Source organism: Massilimicrobiota sp. An134 (assembly GCF_002160815.1).
GTDB classification, from domain to species: Bacteria; Bacillota_I; Bacilli_A; order Erysipelotrichales; family Coprobacillaceae; genus Allocoprobacillus; species Allocoprobacillus merdigallinarum.
In genome coordinates this window covers 39,739-54,969 of the sequence record NZ_NFLH01000015.1, presented here as the reverse complement: position 1 = coordinate 54,969, position 15,231 = coordinate 39,739, and the positions used below count along the sequence as shown (strand labels likewise).

Annotated in this window: 15 protein-coding genes and 2 other annotated features; of the genes, 13 read left to right on the top strand and 2 right to left on the bottom strand. The window is 31.2% G+C overall.

The genetic code is table 11. The features are described 5' to 3' along the window. The first annotated feature begins 130 nt into the window (after positions 1-130). From B5E79_RS07655 to B5E79_RS07640, 4 genes are all read left to right on the top strand, one after another. Positions 131-613: a nucleoside-diphosphate kinase gene (locus tag B5E79_RS07655; protein ID WP_087245498.1), complete on the top strand. Its 483-nt coding sequence runs from the start codon at positions 131-133 to the stop codon at positions 611-613. A 798-nt stretch (positions 614-1,411) separates the two neighbouring features. Then, positions 1,412-1,595: a binding site (T-box leader), on the top strand. A 36-nt stretch (positions 1,596-1,631) separates the two neighbouring features. Then, on the top strand, positions 1,632-2,912 hold the full coding sequence (gene hisS, locus B5E79_RS07650) for a histidine--tRNA ligase (protein WP_087297568.1): 1,281 nt from the start codon (positions 1,632-1,634) through the stop codon (positions 2,910-2,912). Beyond that, positions 2,905-4,671: an aspartate--tRNA ligase gene (gene aspS, locus B5E79_RS07645; RefSeq protein ID WP_087297567.1), complete on the top strand. Its 1,767-nt coding sequence runs from the start codon at positions 2,905-2,907 to the stop codon at positions 4,669-4,671. The genes hisS and aspS overlap by 8 nt, the downstream gene beginning before the upstream one ends. After that, complete coding sequence (locus tag B5E79_RS07640; RefSeq protein WP_087297566.1) at positions 4,649-5,731, top strand: M24 family metallopeptidase; 1,083 nt, start codon at positions 4,649-4,651, stop codon at positions 5,729-5,731. The genes aspS and B5E79_RS07640 overlap by 23 nt, the downstream gene beginning before the upstream one ends. Before the next feature lie 214 nt (positions 5,732-5,945). Here B5E79_RS07640 and B5E79_RS07635 read toward each other — a convergent pair whose 3' ends face one another. Both B5E79_RS07635 and B5E79_RS13475 read right to left on the bottom strand, forming a co-directional pair. Further along, complete coding sequence (locus B5E79_RS07635; RefSeq protein WP_158095484.1) at positions 5,946-6,644, bottom strand: LytR/AlgR family response regulator transcription factor; 699 nt, start codon at positions 6,642-6,644, stop codon at positions 5,946-5,948. A gap of 133 nt (positions 6,645-6,777) precedes the next feature. Then, positions 6,778-6,915: a hypothetical protein gene (locus B5E79_RS13475; RefSeq protein WP_158094005.1), complete on the bottom strand. Its 138-nt coding sequence runs from the start codon at positions 6,913-6,915 to the stop codon at positions 6,778-6,780. Between the two features lie 127 nt (positions 6,916-7,042). Between B5E79_RS13475 and murC the strand changes: the two genes are divergently transcribed. The 9 genes from murC to B5E79_RS07590 all read left to right on the top strand — a co-directional run bounded on the left by murC (position 7,043) and on the right by B5E79_RS07590 (position 15,228). After that, on the top strand, positions 7,043-8,353 hold the full coding sequence (murC, locus tag B5E79_RS07630; RefSeq protein WP_087297564.1) for a UDP-N-acetylmuramate--L-alanine ligase: 1,311 nt from the start codon (positions 7,043-7,045) through the stop codon (positions 8,351-8,353). A gap of 64 nt (positions 8,354-8,417) precedes the next feature. Continuing rightward, positions 8,418-8,717 carry a hypothetical protein gene (locus B5E79_RS07625; RefSeq protein WP_191341003.1) on the top strand — a complete coding sequence of 100 codons (300 nt, stop codon included), beginning with the start codon at positions 8,418-8,420 and terminating at the stop codon, positions 8,715-8,717. A 19-nt stretch (positions 8,718-8,736) separates the two neighbouring features. Further along, positions 8,737-9,219: a YtxH domain-containing protein gene (locus B5E79_RS07620; RefSeq protein WP_087245509.1), complete on the top strand. Its 483-nt coding sequence runs from the start codon at positions 8,737-8,739 to the stop codon at positions 9,217-9,219. A gap of 2 nt (positions 9,220-9,221) precedes the next feature. After that, a complete protein-coding gene (locus tag B5E79_RS07615) occupies positions 9,222-10,238 on the top strand; it encodes a LacI family DNA-binding transcriptional regulator (protein ID WP_087245511.1) in 1,017 nt (338 codons plus the stop codon). Between the two features lie 33 nt (positions 10,239-10,271). Further along, complete coding sequence (locus B5E79_RS07610) at positions 10,272-11,522, top strand: chloride channel protein (RefSeq protein ID WP_087297563.1); 1,251 nt, start codon at positions 10,272-10,274, stop codon at positions 11,520-11,522. 41 nt (positions 11,523-11,563) lie between these two features. After that, positions 11,564-11,762: a binding site (T-box leader), on the top strand. 38 nt (positions 11,763-11,800) lie between these two features. Then, positions 11,801-13,027: a tyrosine--tRNA ligase gene (gene tyrS, locus B5E79_RS07605; protein WP_087297562.1), complete on the top strand. Its 1,227-nt coding sequence runs from the start codon at positions 11,801-11,803 to the stop codon at positions 13,025-13,027. Positions 13,028-13,036: 9 nt separating this feature from the next. Then, complete coding sequence (locus B5E79_RS07600; protein ID WP_087297561.1) at positions 13,037-13,405, top strand: FKBP-type peptidyl-prolyl cis-trans isomerase; 369 nt, start codon at positions 13,037-13,039, stop codon at positions 13,403-13,405. A gap of 51 nt (positions 13,406-13,456) precedes the next feature. Beyond that, on the top strand, positions 13,457-14,293 hold the full coding sequence (gene truB, locus B5E79_RS07595; protein WP_087297560.1) for a tRNA pseudouridine(55) synthase TruB: 837 nt from the start codon (positions 13,457-13,459) through the stop codon (positions 14,291-14,293). After that, on the top strand, positions 14,293-15,228 hold the full coding sequence (locus B5E79_RS07590) for a bifunctional riboflavin kinase/FAD synthetase (RefSeq protein WP_087297559.1): 936 nt from the start codon (positions 14,293-14,295) through the stop codon (positions 15,226-15,228). Before truB ends, B5E79_RS07590 begins: the two co-directional genes overlap by 1 nt. Positions 15,229-15,231 lie beyond the last annotated feature (3 nt).

Below are 15,231 nucleotides of genomic sequence, written 5' to 3'. Positions count from 1 at the left end.
CATGCTTTGGTCCCCGTTGGGTTATCCCCGCGAGGTAAGTCGGTTGCTTTACATCGCATTGCAGGAGCGATGATTTCAAAAGAAATATATATTAAGCGCAAGAACGTGCGCACGAAAAGAGGAGGAGAAAATGAAACAATATACTTATATGATGTTAAAACCTGATGCTTTTGTTGATCATAAAAATCAAAGAGTTCTTGAAATATTAGCTCAACATCAATTACATGTTGAAAAATCACAAGTCGTGCAGGTAGATATAGATGTTATGAAGATTTTATTGGAACATTATCATCACGTTATTGACGAAAAGGGAAAGGATTTTAATTTTCCTGCAAGATTATTTAATACTTTCTATTTTGATGGGCCTCACTATATTATGCCTATGAAAGTGAGTTATGATGGTGATGAAGATATTATTACGTATTCTCGAAAAATTGTTGGAAAGACAAATCCAATACAGGCAGATCCACAGAGTATTCGTGGAGAATTGAGTTGTGATAGCTATGAATTAGCTGATCAGGAATATCGTCTTGTGGATAATATTATTCATGCTTCATCTTCTCATGAAGATGCTCAAAAAGAGTTGATTATATGGGAGAAATTTATTCGATAACATTTTCATAATACGAAAATGAAAAGGCTTTCATTTTTATAAAAAGTGTGTTAAAATATAAGCGAAGAAAAGGAAAGTAACGAAAGGAGGTCTTAAAAATGATGGGAAGAAAAATAAAAGAAAAAACATTGTATTTAGGACTTAAATTCGTTGACAATCTTGATCTTCCAAAAGATTATAGATTGGAAAGAGATATTCTACCCCCTAACATACAATAGGCCTGGGAAAGATAGGCCGTAAATATAAAAAAAGTTCATGATATAATAAAGAGTGATCATGATGGGTGAATGAGAAAGTTTATCAATTCATGATAAATGAGTAAAAAAGGACATAATGATATCGCTTTATAGAAAATATGGAAACATTATTCATGAGATTATCAATATGAAATGAAGTCTTATTGAATATTTCAAATGATATGTATGGAAATAAAAAAGAGTTTTTAAGAAATAAAACAATAAGATAGAGTTGAGTAATGATAAGCAAATAGATAATTGAGTGTCATCGTTATTTATAACATTTATATAAATAAATCACATTGAAGATAATATTTCTTCTTTAAAATAAAGGATAGAAATCAAGAAGTGAAAAACTTGATTTCTATCTTTTTTAATAGATCTAATAAATGATAATAGGAAATATAAATAATGTTATCTTAATTATGAAAAAGTGATATTCAAAAAGCTTATCAATAGTTAATTCAAAGGCAATTGGATATAAAAATAAAAAGAGATGGAACTCTTTATAAAGAAAAGAGTGATTGAACTTGATTTTTATAAGCGAATCTTTTATAATGATGTCAATCCGTTGAAGAAGATTAAATAGTCAAAATCTAATAGAGAGTCTGTGGTTGGTGGAAACAGATAGAGGAAGCTATGGGACACTTTGGAGGAAGTTATGAAAGTAACCGTGAGTCGCGTTAAGACAGAGAGGGCATACATTGTATGAACTAAGGTGGTACCGCGTTAATAACGTCCTTAGATAGGGCGTTTTTTTATTTTTAAAGGAGGATAGAGATATGGCCTATAAAGCACCAAGAGGAACAGTAGATATTTTACCTGCTCAATCTGGAAAATGGCAGGAATTAGAACAATTATTAAGAACAATTTGTGCAAATTATAATGTAAAAGGAATAAGAACACCTATTTTTGAACATACAGAATTATTCAATCGTGCGGTTGGTGATACAACAGATGTTGTATCTAAGGAAATGTATACTTTTGAAGATAGAAAAGGTCGTTCTATGACGTTAAGACCAGAAGGAACAGCTGGTATTGCGAGAGCTTATGTAGAAAATAAACTTTATGGAATGCCTGAAAAATTACAGAAAGTTTATTATATGGGTCCAATGTTCAGATATGAAAGACCACAAAACGGTAGACAAAGACAATTTCATCAATTTGGTGTAGAGATGTTAGGAGTTGAATCACCATATGTTGATGTAGAGTGTATGTTGATGGCTGTGACAGTTGTGAAAGCTTTAGGATTAAAAAATATTCAATTACACATCAATACTTTAGGTGATCAGGAATCTCGTGATGCTTATCGTGAAGCTTTACAAAATCATTTTCAACCTGTCTTAAATGAGTTATGCCATGATTGTCAGGTACGTTATGAAAAAAATCCATTACGTATCTTAGATTGTAAGGTTGATAAAAATCATCCTATGATGAAAACAGCACCAAAAACAATTGATTATTTAACTGATAATGCAAAAGCGCATTTTGAAAAAGTTTGTGCTTTATTAGATGATTTAGAAATTGATTACGTTGTTGATCCTAACTTAGTAAGAGGATTAGATTATTATTCACATACAGTTTTTGAAATTATTTCTGATGATCCAAAGTTAGGAGCTGGTTCAACAGTTGGTGGAGGAGGTCGCTATAATGGCCTTGTAGAAGAATTAGGGGGACCACAAACACCTGGTGTTGGCTTTGCTTTTGGAATGGAAAGATTAATGATTGCTTTAGGTGATGATCATGAAGATGAAGAAGGTTTAGATGTCTATATCATGCCTTTAGGTAGCGAAGCTAAAGATTTGGCTATGCAGATTATGACAATGCTTCGTGCTAATGGATTTACTTGTGATATGGATCAATGTGATCGTGGGTTAAAAGGGCAATTTAAATCTGCTGATCGTTTCCACGCTCATTTTTCAATGATTATTGGAGATGAAGAAGTTCAAAAAGAAGTCGTGAATATGAAATGTAATCATACAAAAGAACAAGTGGAAGTTCCATTAGAAAATATTGTAGAATTTATTGAAAATCATTATGAAGGAGATCATGATCATGAATAGAACACATAACAATGGGGAATTAAGAATTGAAAATGTTGGTCAACAAGTCGAATTGATTGGTTGGGTTGCCAAGAAAAGAAATTTAGGAGCTTTGGTTTTTGTTGATTTAAGAGATCGTTATGGAATTACTCAGGTGATTTTTGATGAATCTTTTGAAGAAAGATTAAAAGAAGTGAAAAATGAATATATTTTATCTGTTCAAGGTACAGTGATTGAAAGATCTTCTAAAAATCCAAAGATTCCTACAGGTGATATTGAAATTCAGGCAAGTGCTTTTACAATTATTAACACTGCAAAATTAACACCTATGATTGTGGCTGATGAAACAGATGCTTTAGAAGAAACAAGAATGCAATATCGTTATTTGGATTTAAGACGTCCTGTGATGCAAAAAAATATAATGACAAGACATCAAATCACAAGAAGTATTAGAGAATATTTAGATCATTTAGATTTTATAGATATTGAAACACCTTATTTAAACCGTTCTACACCAGAAGGTGCAAGAGATTTCTTAGTGCCTTCACGTGTTCATAAAGGATCTTTCTATGCTTTACCACAGTCACCTCAATTGTTTAAACAATTATTAATGGTATCTGGATTTGAAAGATATTACCAGATTGCACGTTGTTTTAGAGATGAAGATTTACGTGCTGATCGTCAAATTGAATTTACACAAGTCGATGTTGAAATGAGCTTTATGTCAACTGATCAGATTCTAGAAGTTGGAGAAGGTATGATCAAAAAATTAATGAAAGATGTCAAAGGTATTGATATTGAATTGCCTTTAAGACGTTTGACTTGGCATGAAGCTATGGAAAGATATGGAATTGACAAACCTGATACACGCTTTGGATTAGAGCTTGTGAACTTGAATGATGTTGTCAGTGATGTGGATTTTGCAGTTTTTAAAAATGCTTTGGAAGCTGGCGGACATGTGAAAGGAATCAATGTTGTTGGTGAAGCAGCCAATTTTTCTCGTAAAAAAATTGATCAATTAACTGAACTTGCGAAAACTTATAAAGCTAAAGGTTTAGCATGGTTAAAAGTGACAGATGATGGCATACAGGGACCAATTGCTAAATTCTTTACTGAAGAACAATTAGAAAAATTATTATCAGCTATGAATGCGCATAGTCAGGATTTATTGTTATTTGTTGGAGATGCTAAATATGAAGTTGTTTGCGATTCTTTAGCTGCTATTCGTAACTATTTAGGAAAAGAATTAAAATTATATGATCCAAATACTTTTGATTTCTTATGGGTTATTGATTTCCCAATGTTTGAATATGATGATGAAACACAAAGATATTATGCAAAACATCATCCATTCACAAAACCAAAAGATGAAGATTTAGATAAATTAGAAACTGATCCAGAACATTGCTTAGCTGATGCTTATGATATTGTTTTAAATGGTTATGAATTAGGTGGAGGATCACAAAGAATTTATGATCAAAATGTTCAAGAAAGAGCATTTAAAGCTTTAGGATTCACTCAAGAACAAATTGATGCGCAATTTGGATGGTTTGTAGAAGGATTACAATATGGAACACCACCACATGGAGGATTTGCTTTAGGGTTAGATAGAATTGCCATGTTACTTTGTGGTTGTGATTCTTTAAGAGATGTCATTGCCTTTCCTAAAAATACAAGTGCAACTTGTCCAATGTCAAAAGCACCGACACCAGTGGCAGATGCACAATTAGGAGAGTTAGGAATCGGGGTGAAAGAATATGAATCAGACAAGAGTGAATAATGTTTTAAATGAAATGAGTCAAAGAGGAATGGATCATTTGATTATCAGTGATCCTAGCTCTATCAATTATTTGATTGGTTATGATAATCATCCAGGAGAAAGAATGTATGCATTGGTTTTATCATTAGATGGAAATCATACATTGTTCTTAAATCATTTGTTTTATTTAGATCAACAATTAGATTTAATTATTATCTGGTATGATGATACAGAAGATGGACCGGCTAAGATTGCTGAAGTTTTAAAAGATGCTCATTGTGTAGGTGTCGATAAAAACTGGGAAGCTAGATTCTTGATGAGAGTTATGGAACTGGCTAACGAAGAATGTTGTTTTGAACTAGGTTCAATCTGTGTTGATTACGTCCGTATGCATAAAGATGAAGAAGAAATTGAACTTATGCGTAAAGCGAGTCAATTAAATGATCAGGCTATTGATCAGGTGATTCAGTTATGCGCCAAAGGGACATTGACGGAAAAAGAAGTTGGACATCAGCTGGATGGTATTTTTCAATCATTAGGATGCAGTGGGAATTCTTTTGATCCAATTGTTGGCTATGGACCTAACGGGGCAGATGGACATCATGGTTGCGATGATTCAAAGTTAAAACCAGGAGACAGCATTGTCATTGATATGGGTGGTATTTATCAAGGATATTGCAGTGATATGACAAGAACTGTTTTCTATAAAGAAGTATCTGATAAACAAAGAGAAGTTTATGAATTGGTTAAAAAAGCTAATGAAGCAGCTGAAGCTATGATTAAACCAGGTGTGAGACTATGTGACATTGATAAAACAGCAAGAGATATTATCAGTGAAGCAGGTTATGGACCAAACTTTAATCATCGTTTAGGTCATTTTATTGGTAGAGATGTTCATGAATACGGTGATGTATCTGCTGCTTTTGATATGGAAGTAGAACCAGGAATGATTTTTTCAATTGAACCAGGTATTTATATTCAAGGTGAATTCGGTGTTAGAATTGAAGATTTGGTTTTAGTCACTGAAGATGGCTGTGAAGTTTTAAATCACTATTCAAAAGATTTAATGATTATTGGTTAGAGTGAAAACTCTAGCCTTTTTGTTTAGTGTTAAAGAAGGAAAATATAAAAATATTATAAAAATGTACATTTTTGATTCAAGTAGTATATTTTTTGAGTTTATATATAAAATAAAAAAGAAGTCGCTAATAAAAACGAGAATAGTAGCGACTATCATTAACAAAATATAATATTTGGTTCAATATATAGGAACAAGTTCATAGTAATGATAAAAACTATAATTGTTCAACTAAAAACTCATGAAATTGCTTTTTGAGTTTTAGTTGATGAGCACGGCTGATTGGAATGGGTTGTTGGTTATTTAAAATGACATGGGTTCTTTTTATTTCATTGACATAATATGCATTGATAATATAACTGTTATGTGTACGAATAAATTGTAAAGGTAATTGTTCTAATAGATCTTTGATTTTTTGTGCTGTCTTAATTGTTTCATGAACTGTGTAAATATATGAATATCTCTGAATTCTTTCAATATACATAATATCATTTAATAAAATAATTTTGGTTTTATCTTTTAAAGATATGGTTAATACTTTTTGTGATTCTATAATTTGATGAATAGCTTTTTCAATAGCCATAGGCAGTCTTTTCTTTGATTCAGGTTTATATACAAAATAACAATGATTTGTTTCATAAACTTCTGTTGCTTTTTCTAAATAGGAACTGATAAAGATAATTTGAAAATTTTTATGTAATTGATTTAATTCTTTTGCCAGTTCAATGCCACTATGATTTTTTAATAAAATATCTATAATAATAATGGAATGGTCAGGGAATTGATCCATATGTAAAAGGACATCATGTATATCAAGAAATGTTTGTATTTGAAATTGATGATTCATGGTGTTGATAATGTCTTGAATGTATTGAATATGTTCTTTCATGTCATCAATAATAATAATGTTTTGCATTCCAAATCGCCCCTTCAAACAGATTAATATAATATTAGCATATTTTGAAGAGGTAGAATCTACAGAAAATGACATAAAGTTTGTTAAAAATGAAAAAGCTATAAAATCTTTATGATTCTATAGCTTCCCATTATTATTCTTGGGCGTTAGAGTTTTCTTTATATTTTTCACTCATTAAACCATCTTCACCACTATAACTTGCCTGTTGATTTTGGTTATAGCCTTTATACTGATTTTGTCTTTGTTTGTTTTTAGATTTTTTGTGACTCATAATTTCTCCTTTCTTTCTATTGACATCTTTAGTTTGTGCCAAAATATAAAAAATATGAAAAAATAAATAGATAGAGAATACTTTTTTTAAAATTTATGCTAGAATAAAAGGCGAGGTGAAGAGAGTTATGTATTATTTTATTGGTATTAAAGGTTCAGGTATGGCATCACTTGCAACAATTTTATTTGATTTAGGTTATGAAGTTGCTGGAAGTGATATTGATAAATATATTTTTATTGAAGAAGATTTAAGAAAAAGAGGAATTCCAATCTACTCTTTTGATAAAAATAATATTAAAGATGGTTATGAAGTGATTATTGGTAATGCGTTTGATGACTCTAATGAAGAGGTTAAAGAAGCATTAAGTAATCCCAATGTCAAAACACATACTTATTATGATTTTTTAGGTCATTTAATGGATCAGTATATTTCTATTGGTATTGCAGGAACACATGGAAAGACAACAACAACTGGTATGGCTTATCATTTGTTTAAGGAATTTGATAAGACTTCTGTTTTAATCGGTGATGGAACAGGACATGCTGTTGAAGACAGTAAATATTTTATTGCAGAAACATGTGAATATCAGGATCATTTTTTACATTATTATCCAACTTATGCGATTATTAATAATATTGAAATGGATCATGTTGATTATTTCAAATCTATGGAACAATATGAAAAATCATTTGAACAATATGCAAATCAAGTTAAAGATACAGTTATTATCTGGGGTGATGATCCACATTTACCACATCTTCATTATCAAAAACGTGTTCTAAAATTTGGAACAGGTGAAAATAATGATGTTATTGCTAAAAATATCATTAATAATGATCATGGATTATCATTTGATGTTTATATTCATAAAGATTTATTTGGACATTTTGCTTTGCCATTTTATGGAATGCATATGCTTTATGATTCATTAGCGGTTATTACTTTAGGATATTTAGAAAATATGAGTGCTGAATATATCCAAGAACGTCTTTCTACTTTTGATGGTGTAAAACGTCGTTATACTGTTAAGACAGTTGGGAATAATATTTATGTGGATGATTATGCACATCATCCAACAGCAATCCGTTATGTCATTGAAGCAACACGCTCACGTTATCCACATAAAAAGATTGTTGCCATCTTTCAACCTGATCGTTTTTCAAGGGGATTACGTTTTGCCAAAGAATTTGCTGAAGCAATGGATTTAGCAGATTATCCTTTCTTTGTCCATTTTCCAGAAAATGCGAAGAAAGAACCTGGTATTGATATAGACATTTATGACATTGCAAAATACAATCCACGTGCTCAGGTTATTCATGAAGATGAAGCTGCTGTGAAGCTTTTAAGTCAATATGATAATGTTGTTTATCTATTTATGAGTAGTAAAGATATTTATAAATTAGAAGATCAAGTTATTGCTTATAAACAATCGCAGTAAGGGTTATCTTTTAATCATGTTGTATTTATGCTATAATATGGTAAATTGGCAGAAAGGAGAACTTATGGATGCAAAATTAGTATGCTATTGCATTTTGATATTATCTGGGGCTTTTGCACTTTTGAGCTTAGGTCTATTATTAATAAGAATGTCTTTAGCTGTCAAAGAAACAACGGTTTTAATGACAATGTTAGAAACAACCATTCAAAAAGTTGATCATATTTTAGATGATGTCAATAATAAAATGAATATGCTCAATGCACCTGTTGAATTGGTAAGTGGAATTTTTTCAAAAGGTGGTATGAAATCTGGTTTATTTGGGGTTTTAGGATTTTTAACTTCGTTTTTAAGAAGAAAAAAATAGAAAGAGAAAGGTGATTAGAATGAAATTTGGAAAGTTTTTAGTTGGTTTAGGTATTGGTGCAGTCGCTGGATTGTTATTGGCACCTAAAAAAGGTAGTGAATTAAGAGAAGATATTAAACGTGAATCTTTAAAAGCTTATGATAATTTAAAGAATATGACAAAAGAAGATCTTGAAGCTATGTTAGGTCAAACAATTGAAACAGTTAAGAAATCTGTAGATGAATTTGATATTGATACATTTAAAGCAACAACAAGAGATAAACTTAATGAATTGGAAGCAAAATTAGAAGATTTTGCTGCAAAAGTAAAAGATAGTGACCAGTATTTAACGATTCGTGATGGAGTTGTTGATTTAACACAAAAAGTCAATGATAAAATAGAAGAAGTCAAAACAAAAGTTTTAGATTCATCTGTAGATGATGATTATTTAGAAGCTTTTGAAAATGAAATCGAGAATGTTGAAGAAAAATTAGATGAAATGATTGAAGAGATTAAAGATTAATCATGGGAAAAAATGTAACAATTTATGATGTTGCTAGAGAAGCTGGTGTTTCTCTGGCAACAGTTTCACGTGTTATTAACGGTTCGAGTGTTGTGAAACCTAAAACACGTGATAAAGTCCTTGAGGCTATTCAACGTTTAGATTTCAAACCCAATCAGATTGCCAGAGGTCTTGCAACAAGTAAGACAACAACGATTGCTATTGTTTTTCCACAATCATTATTTGCTCATGTGAAAGATATGATTGGTGGAATAGGTGATACAAGTCGCCGTTTAGATTATAATGTCAGTATTTATACAACAGATGAAATTGGAGATGGCAATCCTATTGAAACTGTTATTGAAAAAGTTGTGAAATCACGTGCAGATGGTGTGATTTTATTTAATAATGAAGAAATCGAAAAGGAAATTGCTTTAGTTAATAAATATAAAATACCTGCAGTTGTTATTGGAACAAGTGTTACTGGGAAATATATGGGATCTATTTTTGCTGATGCAAAAAAGATTGCATATGAGGTTGTTGACAAATATTTGGCACAGGGAAAAAGTGATATTTTGTTTGTGTCACCTAAGCAGAATTTAATCAACATAGAAGAAATGATTACTGGAATTCAGGAAGCTTATCAAAAATATGATTTGGTTTTTGATGCAACAAAACAGGTCGTACATACATCATCACATTATGAAAAAAGCTATCCACAATTTTTAGAGTATTTTAAAAATCATCGACATGATCTTGTTTTTACAAGTTATGATAAGGAAGCTGTTGCTGTTGTGAATGCTGCAATTGACAATGGAATTGAAATTCCTGATGAAATGGAAGTTATTGGTATGATGAATACAAGCTATGCTTTGATTTGTCGTCCTTCATTAACATCTATTCATGTTCCTGTGTATGATATGGGGGCATTAGCTGTAAGATTGCTAACAAAAATACTTAATGATGAAGAAATTGAAAACAAAGCTGTTGTCATTCAACATTTATTGATGCCACGTGCTACAACAAAGAAAGACTTCTAATTGATTTAGAAGTTTTTTTCAAAGGGGAATCTTATGTATATCAAACAATTCTTTATAGATTTAAAGTTAAATATATGTTTTGTCTGTAAATGGTTATGGATTGCTTTTGTTTTGGGTATTGTCTGTGGTATTGTAGGAGCATTATTTCATATTTCTATTGATTATGTTACTGATTTTCGTTTGTCGCATTCATGGATTGTATGGGGATTGCCAATTGGTGGTGTTTGTATTGTCTATCTTTATCGTCTGGTTCATTTATCTCACGAACCAGGAACAAATACGATTATTCAATCTATTCGCCAACAGGAAAAAGTTCCTGTTTTATTAGCACCAGCGATTTTTTTAGCTACTATTATTACCCATTTGTTTGGAGGTTCTAGTGGAAGAGAAGGAGCTGCATTACAAATTGGTGGTTCTCTAGCAACATCTTTTGGAAAAATAATTCATGCTGATCAGCGTGAAATGTCAATGCTGATTATGTGTGGTATGAGTGCAGTCTTTTCAGCTTTATTTGGAACTCCATTAACTGCGACACTTTTTTCCATGGAAGTTGTTAGTGTCGGTGTATTTTATTATGCGGCATTAGTTCCATGCTTATGTAGTAGTTTGATTTCATTTGGAATTGCACAACTTTTTGGATGTCAGCCAACTTTTTATCAGTTATCAATTCCTTTTCAATTAACACCAATTATGAGTTTAAAATTAGCTGTTTTTGCATTTATTATTGCTGCTTTTTCCATTGTATTTGTTTTAATGATGCATTATAGTCACAAAAGTTTTCATCAATATTTTCATAATCCATATATACGAGTTATTATGGGATCATTCATGTTGATGATTTTGGTTTTCTTTTTTCAACAAAGATATTTAGGAGCTGGAATGGAAATTGTTGCAGAAGCTCTTTATCATCAGGCTCTACCATATGATTTTTTCATGAAAGCTATTTTTACTGCTATTACTATCGGCTGTGGTTTTAAAGGTGGAGAAATTGTTCCAACTTTTGTGATTGGTTCAACTTTAGGATATGTATCAGCTTTATTATTGGGCATTGATCCTCATCTAGGGGCTGCTATTGGAATTGTCGGTATGTTTTGTTGTGTTATTAATTCGCCACTTACAAGTCTCATGTTAGGGGCTGAAATGTTTGGTATTCAATATTTAACAGCAATGGCTATTGTTGTTGCATTATGTTATGTTTTATCAGGATATTTTAGTTTGTATCAAGCACAAAAAATTGTATATTCTAAAACTTCAGTTGAATTTATCAATCAAAATGCAAAGTAAAAATTTTAAGTTGACTTCGACTTGAAAATCGCATATTATATATTTAAGCGTTGAAGAAGACAAGTAATTATAAATGGATGTTATAGAGAGTCTATGATTGGTGGAAATAGATCATTGTTTATAATGAATACACTTTGGAGCAGCTAAATGAAAAGTTTAGCCGGTGGCAACATCGTTATCAATAAAGAGCGTATGCTTAATGCATAAATAAAGGTGGTACCGCGAGAATTCGTCCTTTTGATGAATTCTTTTTTTATTTTATAAGGAGGATATATGTTATGAAAATTTATGATGAATTAGTATGGCGTGGTTTAATTAAAGATGTTAGCTCGCCAGATATTGAAGAAAAATTAAATAATGGAGGAATGACTTTTTATATTGGTACTGATCCAACTGGTGATAGTTTACATATTGGACATTTCTCATCATTTTTGATTAGTAAACGATTAAAGGATGCCGGACATAATCCTATTTTATTAGTAGGTGGAGCTACAGGTTTGATTGGAGATCCTAAACCTGATACTGAAAGACCAATGATTACTAAAGAAGAAGTACAACATAATTTTGAATGTCTAAAAAAACAGGCTCAGGATTTATTTGGGTTTGAAGTTGTGAATAATTATGATTGGTCAAAAGATTTAAACTTCATTGATTTTTTAAGAGATTATGGTAAATATTTTAATGTCAACTATATGTTGAATAAAGATATTGTCAAAAGAAGATTAGACTTAGGAATTACATATACTGAATTTTCTTACATGATTATGCAGGCCATGGATTTCTATTGGTTATATGAAAATAAAGGTTGCCAAATGCAGGTAGCTGGACAAGATCAATGGGGAAATATTACTGCTGGTATTGAATTGATTAGAAAGAAAACAGGGAAAGAAGCTTATGGATTTACAATGCCTTTGCTTACTAAATCTGATGGTACGAAATTTGGAAAAACAAACGGTCATGCCATTTGGTTAGATCGTAAAAAAACATCACCATATGAAATGTATCAGTTCTTTATTAATTCAGAAGATGATAAAGTCATTGATTACTTAAAATTCTTAACTTTCTTATCTAAAGAAGAAATTGAAGAATTAAAAGAAAAGAATAAAACACAGCCTCATTTAAGAGAAGCACATAAAGCTCTAGCAAAAGAAGTGATTACATTTATCCATGGTGAAGAAGCATATCAGGAAGCTTTGGATATTAGCCAAATGTTATTCTCTGGTAAAATTCAAGATTTAACATTAGAACAAGTTCAGTCATGCTTCCATGGTGTTCCTAGTATAGATATGGAAGAAGATACACAAATTTTAAATGCTTTAGTTAAAGTAGGGGCTGCTTCATCAAATCGAGAAGCACGTCAATTTGTTACAGGTGGTTCTGTTCTTGTCAATGGAGAAAAGATTACAGATGTAAGCTTTGTTATTCAAAAAGAAAATGCTTTTGGAAAACAGGCAACTGTTATTAGACGTGGTAAGAAAAATTATTATGTCATTAATCATAAATAGGAGGATAGGATGAAAAAAATATTAGGAAGTTTCATGGCATTAGTTATGCTTTTGGGTTGTTCATCACAAAGTCAAGAAACACAAAATAGTGATACTCAAAATCAAACTGCTGTAGCTCAAAATGGCGATTATGTGAATATTGATTTTGTAGGAAAAATTGACGGTGTAGCTTTCAATGGTGGAAGTGCAGAGGGTTATGAGTTAAAATTAGGTTCTGATACCATGATTGATGGTTTTGAAGATGGAATTGTTGGGATGAAATTAGATGAAGAAAAAACAATTACTGTAACTTTTCCTGAAAACTACACTGCAGAGCTTGCAGGAAAAGAAGCAACATTTGATATTACTTTGCACAAGATTTATCGTGAAATTCAATAAATTTGAGTCTAATGACTCATTTTTATATTTCACAGATGAGGAGGTTTTGAAATGGATGGAATATTGTTAGTTAATAAACCGGCAGGTATGACAAGTCATGATGTTGTGAATCGTATTAGAAAGATTCTTCATACAAAAAAAGTTGGACATTGTGGGACATTGGATCCTGATGCCACAGGTGTTCTGGTTTTGTGTATTGGCAAAGCAACAAAGGCTTTACAATTTTTAATGAGTGAAACAAAAGTTTATCAGGCGACACTCTTTTTAGGAACAGCTACTGATACATACGATAGTAGTGGTCAAATTATGGAAGAAAAAGCCTTTCATGGTGTAAGAGATGTTGAAGAAACTTTACAGTCTTTTATTGGAAAGCAACAACAAATTCCGCCTATTTATTCGGCTATTAAAGTGCATGGTAAAAAATTGTATGAATATGCCAGAAATCAGGAACATGTAGATATTCAACCCCGAACTATTATGATTGAAAAAATAGAGTTAATTTCCCAACAAGATCAATCCATAACATTTCAGGTAAAATGTTCCAAAGGCACATATATTCGTTCATTGTGTGTAGATATAGGAAAAAAGTTGGGCTATCCTGCACATATGACTCATTTAATACGTTTAGCTTCAGGAGAGTTTTATCTTGAAGACTGTTATAGTTTAGAAGATATTGAACAAGGACATTATCAGTTCATGAGTTTAGAAGATGCATTTCAACATTTTGAACATTATTACATTGATGATGAAAATATTGTTTATCATGGTAAAAAAATAAAGAGTGATATTGATCATCAGGTTGTTGTATGTAATCAAAATCATAAGGTTTTAGCGGTTTATGGACCTGATGGTGAAGGATATTTAAAAAGTATAAGAGGGCTATTTTAATGGAAATCATTTATTTAAAAGAAGATATGAAATTACATATGACAGACTCTATTGTAGCAGCAATTGGTTTTTTTGATGGTTTACATGTAGGGCATATGGCACTTGTTGAAGAAGTGAAACGAGTTGCAGACACAAAGCATTATCATAAAGCTTTAATAACTTTTGATCATTATCCACTTTATGTATTAGGAAAGTTAAAAGAAGAAAAATGTCTGACTTCCATTGATGATCGTTATGAAATTCTTAAAAAAAGAGGATTTGATTATTTGTTTGTGATTGAATTTACACCCAAGGTTGCTGCTTTATCGCCTCAAGAATTCATACAGAAATATCTTATTGAATGTGGTATCAAGCATGTAGTCTGTGGTTTTGATTTTCGTTTTGGTGCAAAAAATCAGGGTGATGCGAAAACATTGCAGGAATCTTTTGGTTTTAATGTCAGTGTTATAGATGAAGTCATTTATAAAGGAGAAAAGATTTCTTCAACACGTATTCGACAGCATCTAGAAAATGGACAAATGAAAGATTTAAATGAATTATTAGGACGTCAATACTGTGTACATGGTCAGGTTATCCACGGTAGACATATTGGACATGAAATTGGTTTTCCAACAGCTAATATTGATTATGGTTCTTATTTTTTACCTTGTGGTGGTGTCTATGCTGTTAAAGTGATTATCAATCAAAATACCTACATGGGAATGTGTAATATTGGATATAATCCCACTTTTCAAGCATTAGATAAAGCTTCTTTAGAAGTTCATATTTTAGATTTTAATCATGATATTTATGGAAAAGAGATTTACGTAGAATTTTATGATTTGATACGTAAGGAAAAACCATTTCATTCTAAAGAAGAACTCATTCAACAACTTTATAAAGATCGTGAATATGTCAGAAAATATTTTTCTCAAATAGCAAAGGAGATTAATTGATAA

Bases quoted from the DNA above. Each gene is read 5' to 3' on its own strand.
- hisS (WP_087297568.1), top strand. From the start codon at position 1,632: ATGGCCTATAAAGCACCAAGAGGAACAGTAGATATTTTACCTGCTCAA.
- B5E79_RS07640 (WP_087297566.1), top strand. From the start codon at position 4,649: ATGAATCAGACAAGAGTGAATAATGTTTTAAATGAAATGAGTCAAAGA.
- B5E79_RS07625 (WP_191341003.1), top strand. From the start codon at position 8,418: ATGGATGCAAAATTAGTATGCTATTGCATTTTGATATTATCTGGGGCT.
- B5E79_RS07610 (WP_087297563.1), top strand. From the start codon at position 10,272: ATGTATATCAAACAATTCTTTATAGATTTAAAGTTAAATATATGTTTT.
- B5E79_RS13475 (WP_158094005.1), bottom strand. From the start codon at position 6,915: ATGAGTCACAAAAAATCTAAAAACAAACAAAGACAAAATCAGTATAAA.
- truB (WP_087297560.1), top strand. From the start codon at position 13,457: ATGGATGGAATATTGTTAGTTAATAAACCGGCAGGTATGACAAGTCAT.
- B5E79_RS07655 (WP_087245498.1), top strand. From the start codon at position 131: ATGAAACAATATACTTATATGATGTTAAAACCTGATGCTTTTGTTGAT.
- aspS (WP_087297567.1), top strand. From the start codon at position 2,905: ATGAATAGAACACATAACAATGGGGAATTAAGAATTGAAAATGTTGGT.
- B5E79_RS07620 (WP_087245509.1), top strand. From the start codon at position 8,737: ATGAAATTTGGAAAGTTTTTAGTTGGTTTAGGTATTGGTGCAGTCGCT.
- B5E79_RS07615 (WP_087245511.1), top strand. From the start codon at position 9,222: ATGGGAAAAAATGTAACAATTTATGATGTTGCTAGAGAAGCTGGTGTT.
- B5E79_RS07600 (WP_087297561.1), top strand. From the start codon at position 13,037: ATGAAAAAAATATTAGGAAGTTTCATGGCATTAGTTATGCTTTTGGGT.
- B5E79_RS07590 (WP_087297559.1), top strand. From the start codon at position 14,293: ATGGAAATCATTTATTTAAAAGAAGATATGAAATTACATATGACAGAC.
- murC (WP_087297564.1), top strand. From the start codon at position 7,043: ATGTATTATTTTATTGGTATTAAAGGTTCAGGTATGGCATCACTTGCA.
- tyrS (WP_087297562.1), top strand. From the start codon at position 11,801: ATGAAAATTTATGATGAATTAGTATGGCGTGGTTTAATTAAAGATGTT.
- B5E79_RS07635 (WP_158095484.1), bottom strand. From the start codon at position 6,644: ATGCAAAACATTATTATTATTGATGACATGAAAGAACATATTCAATAC.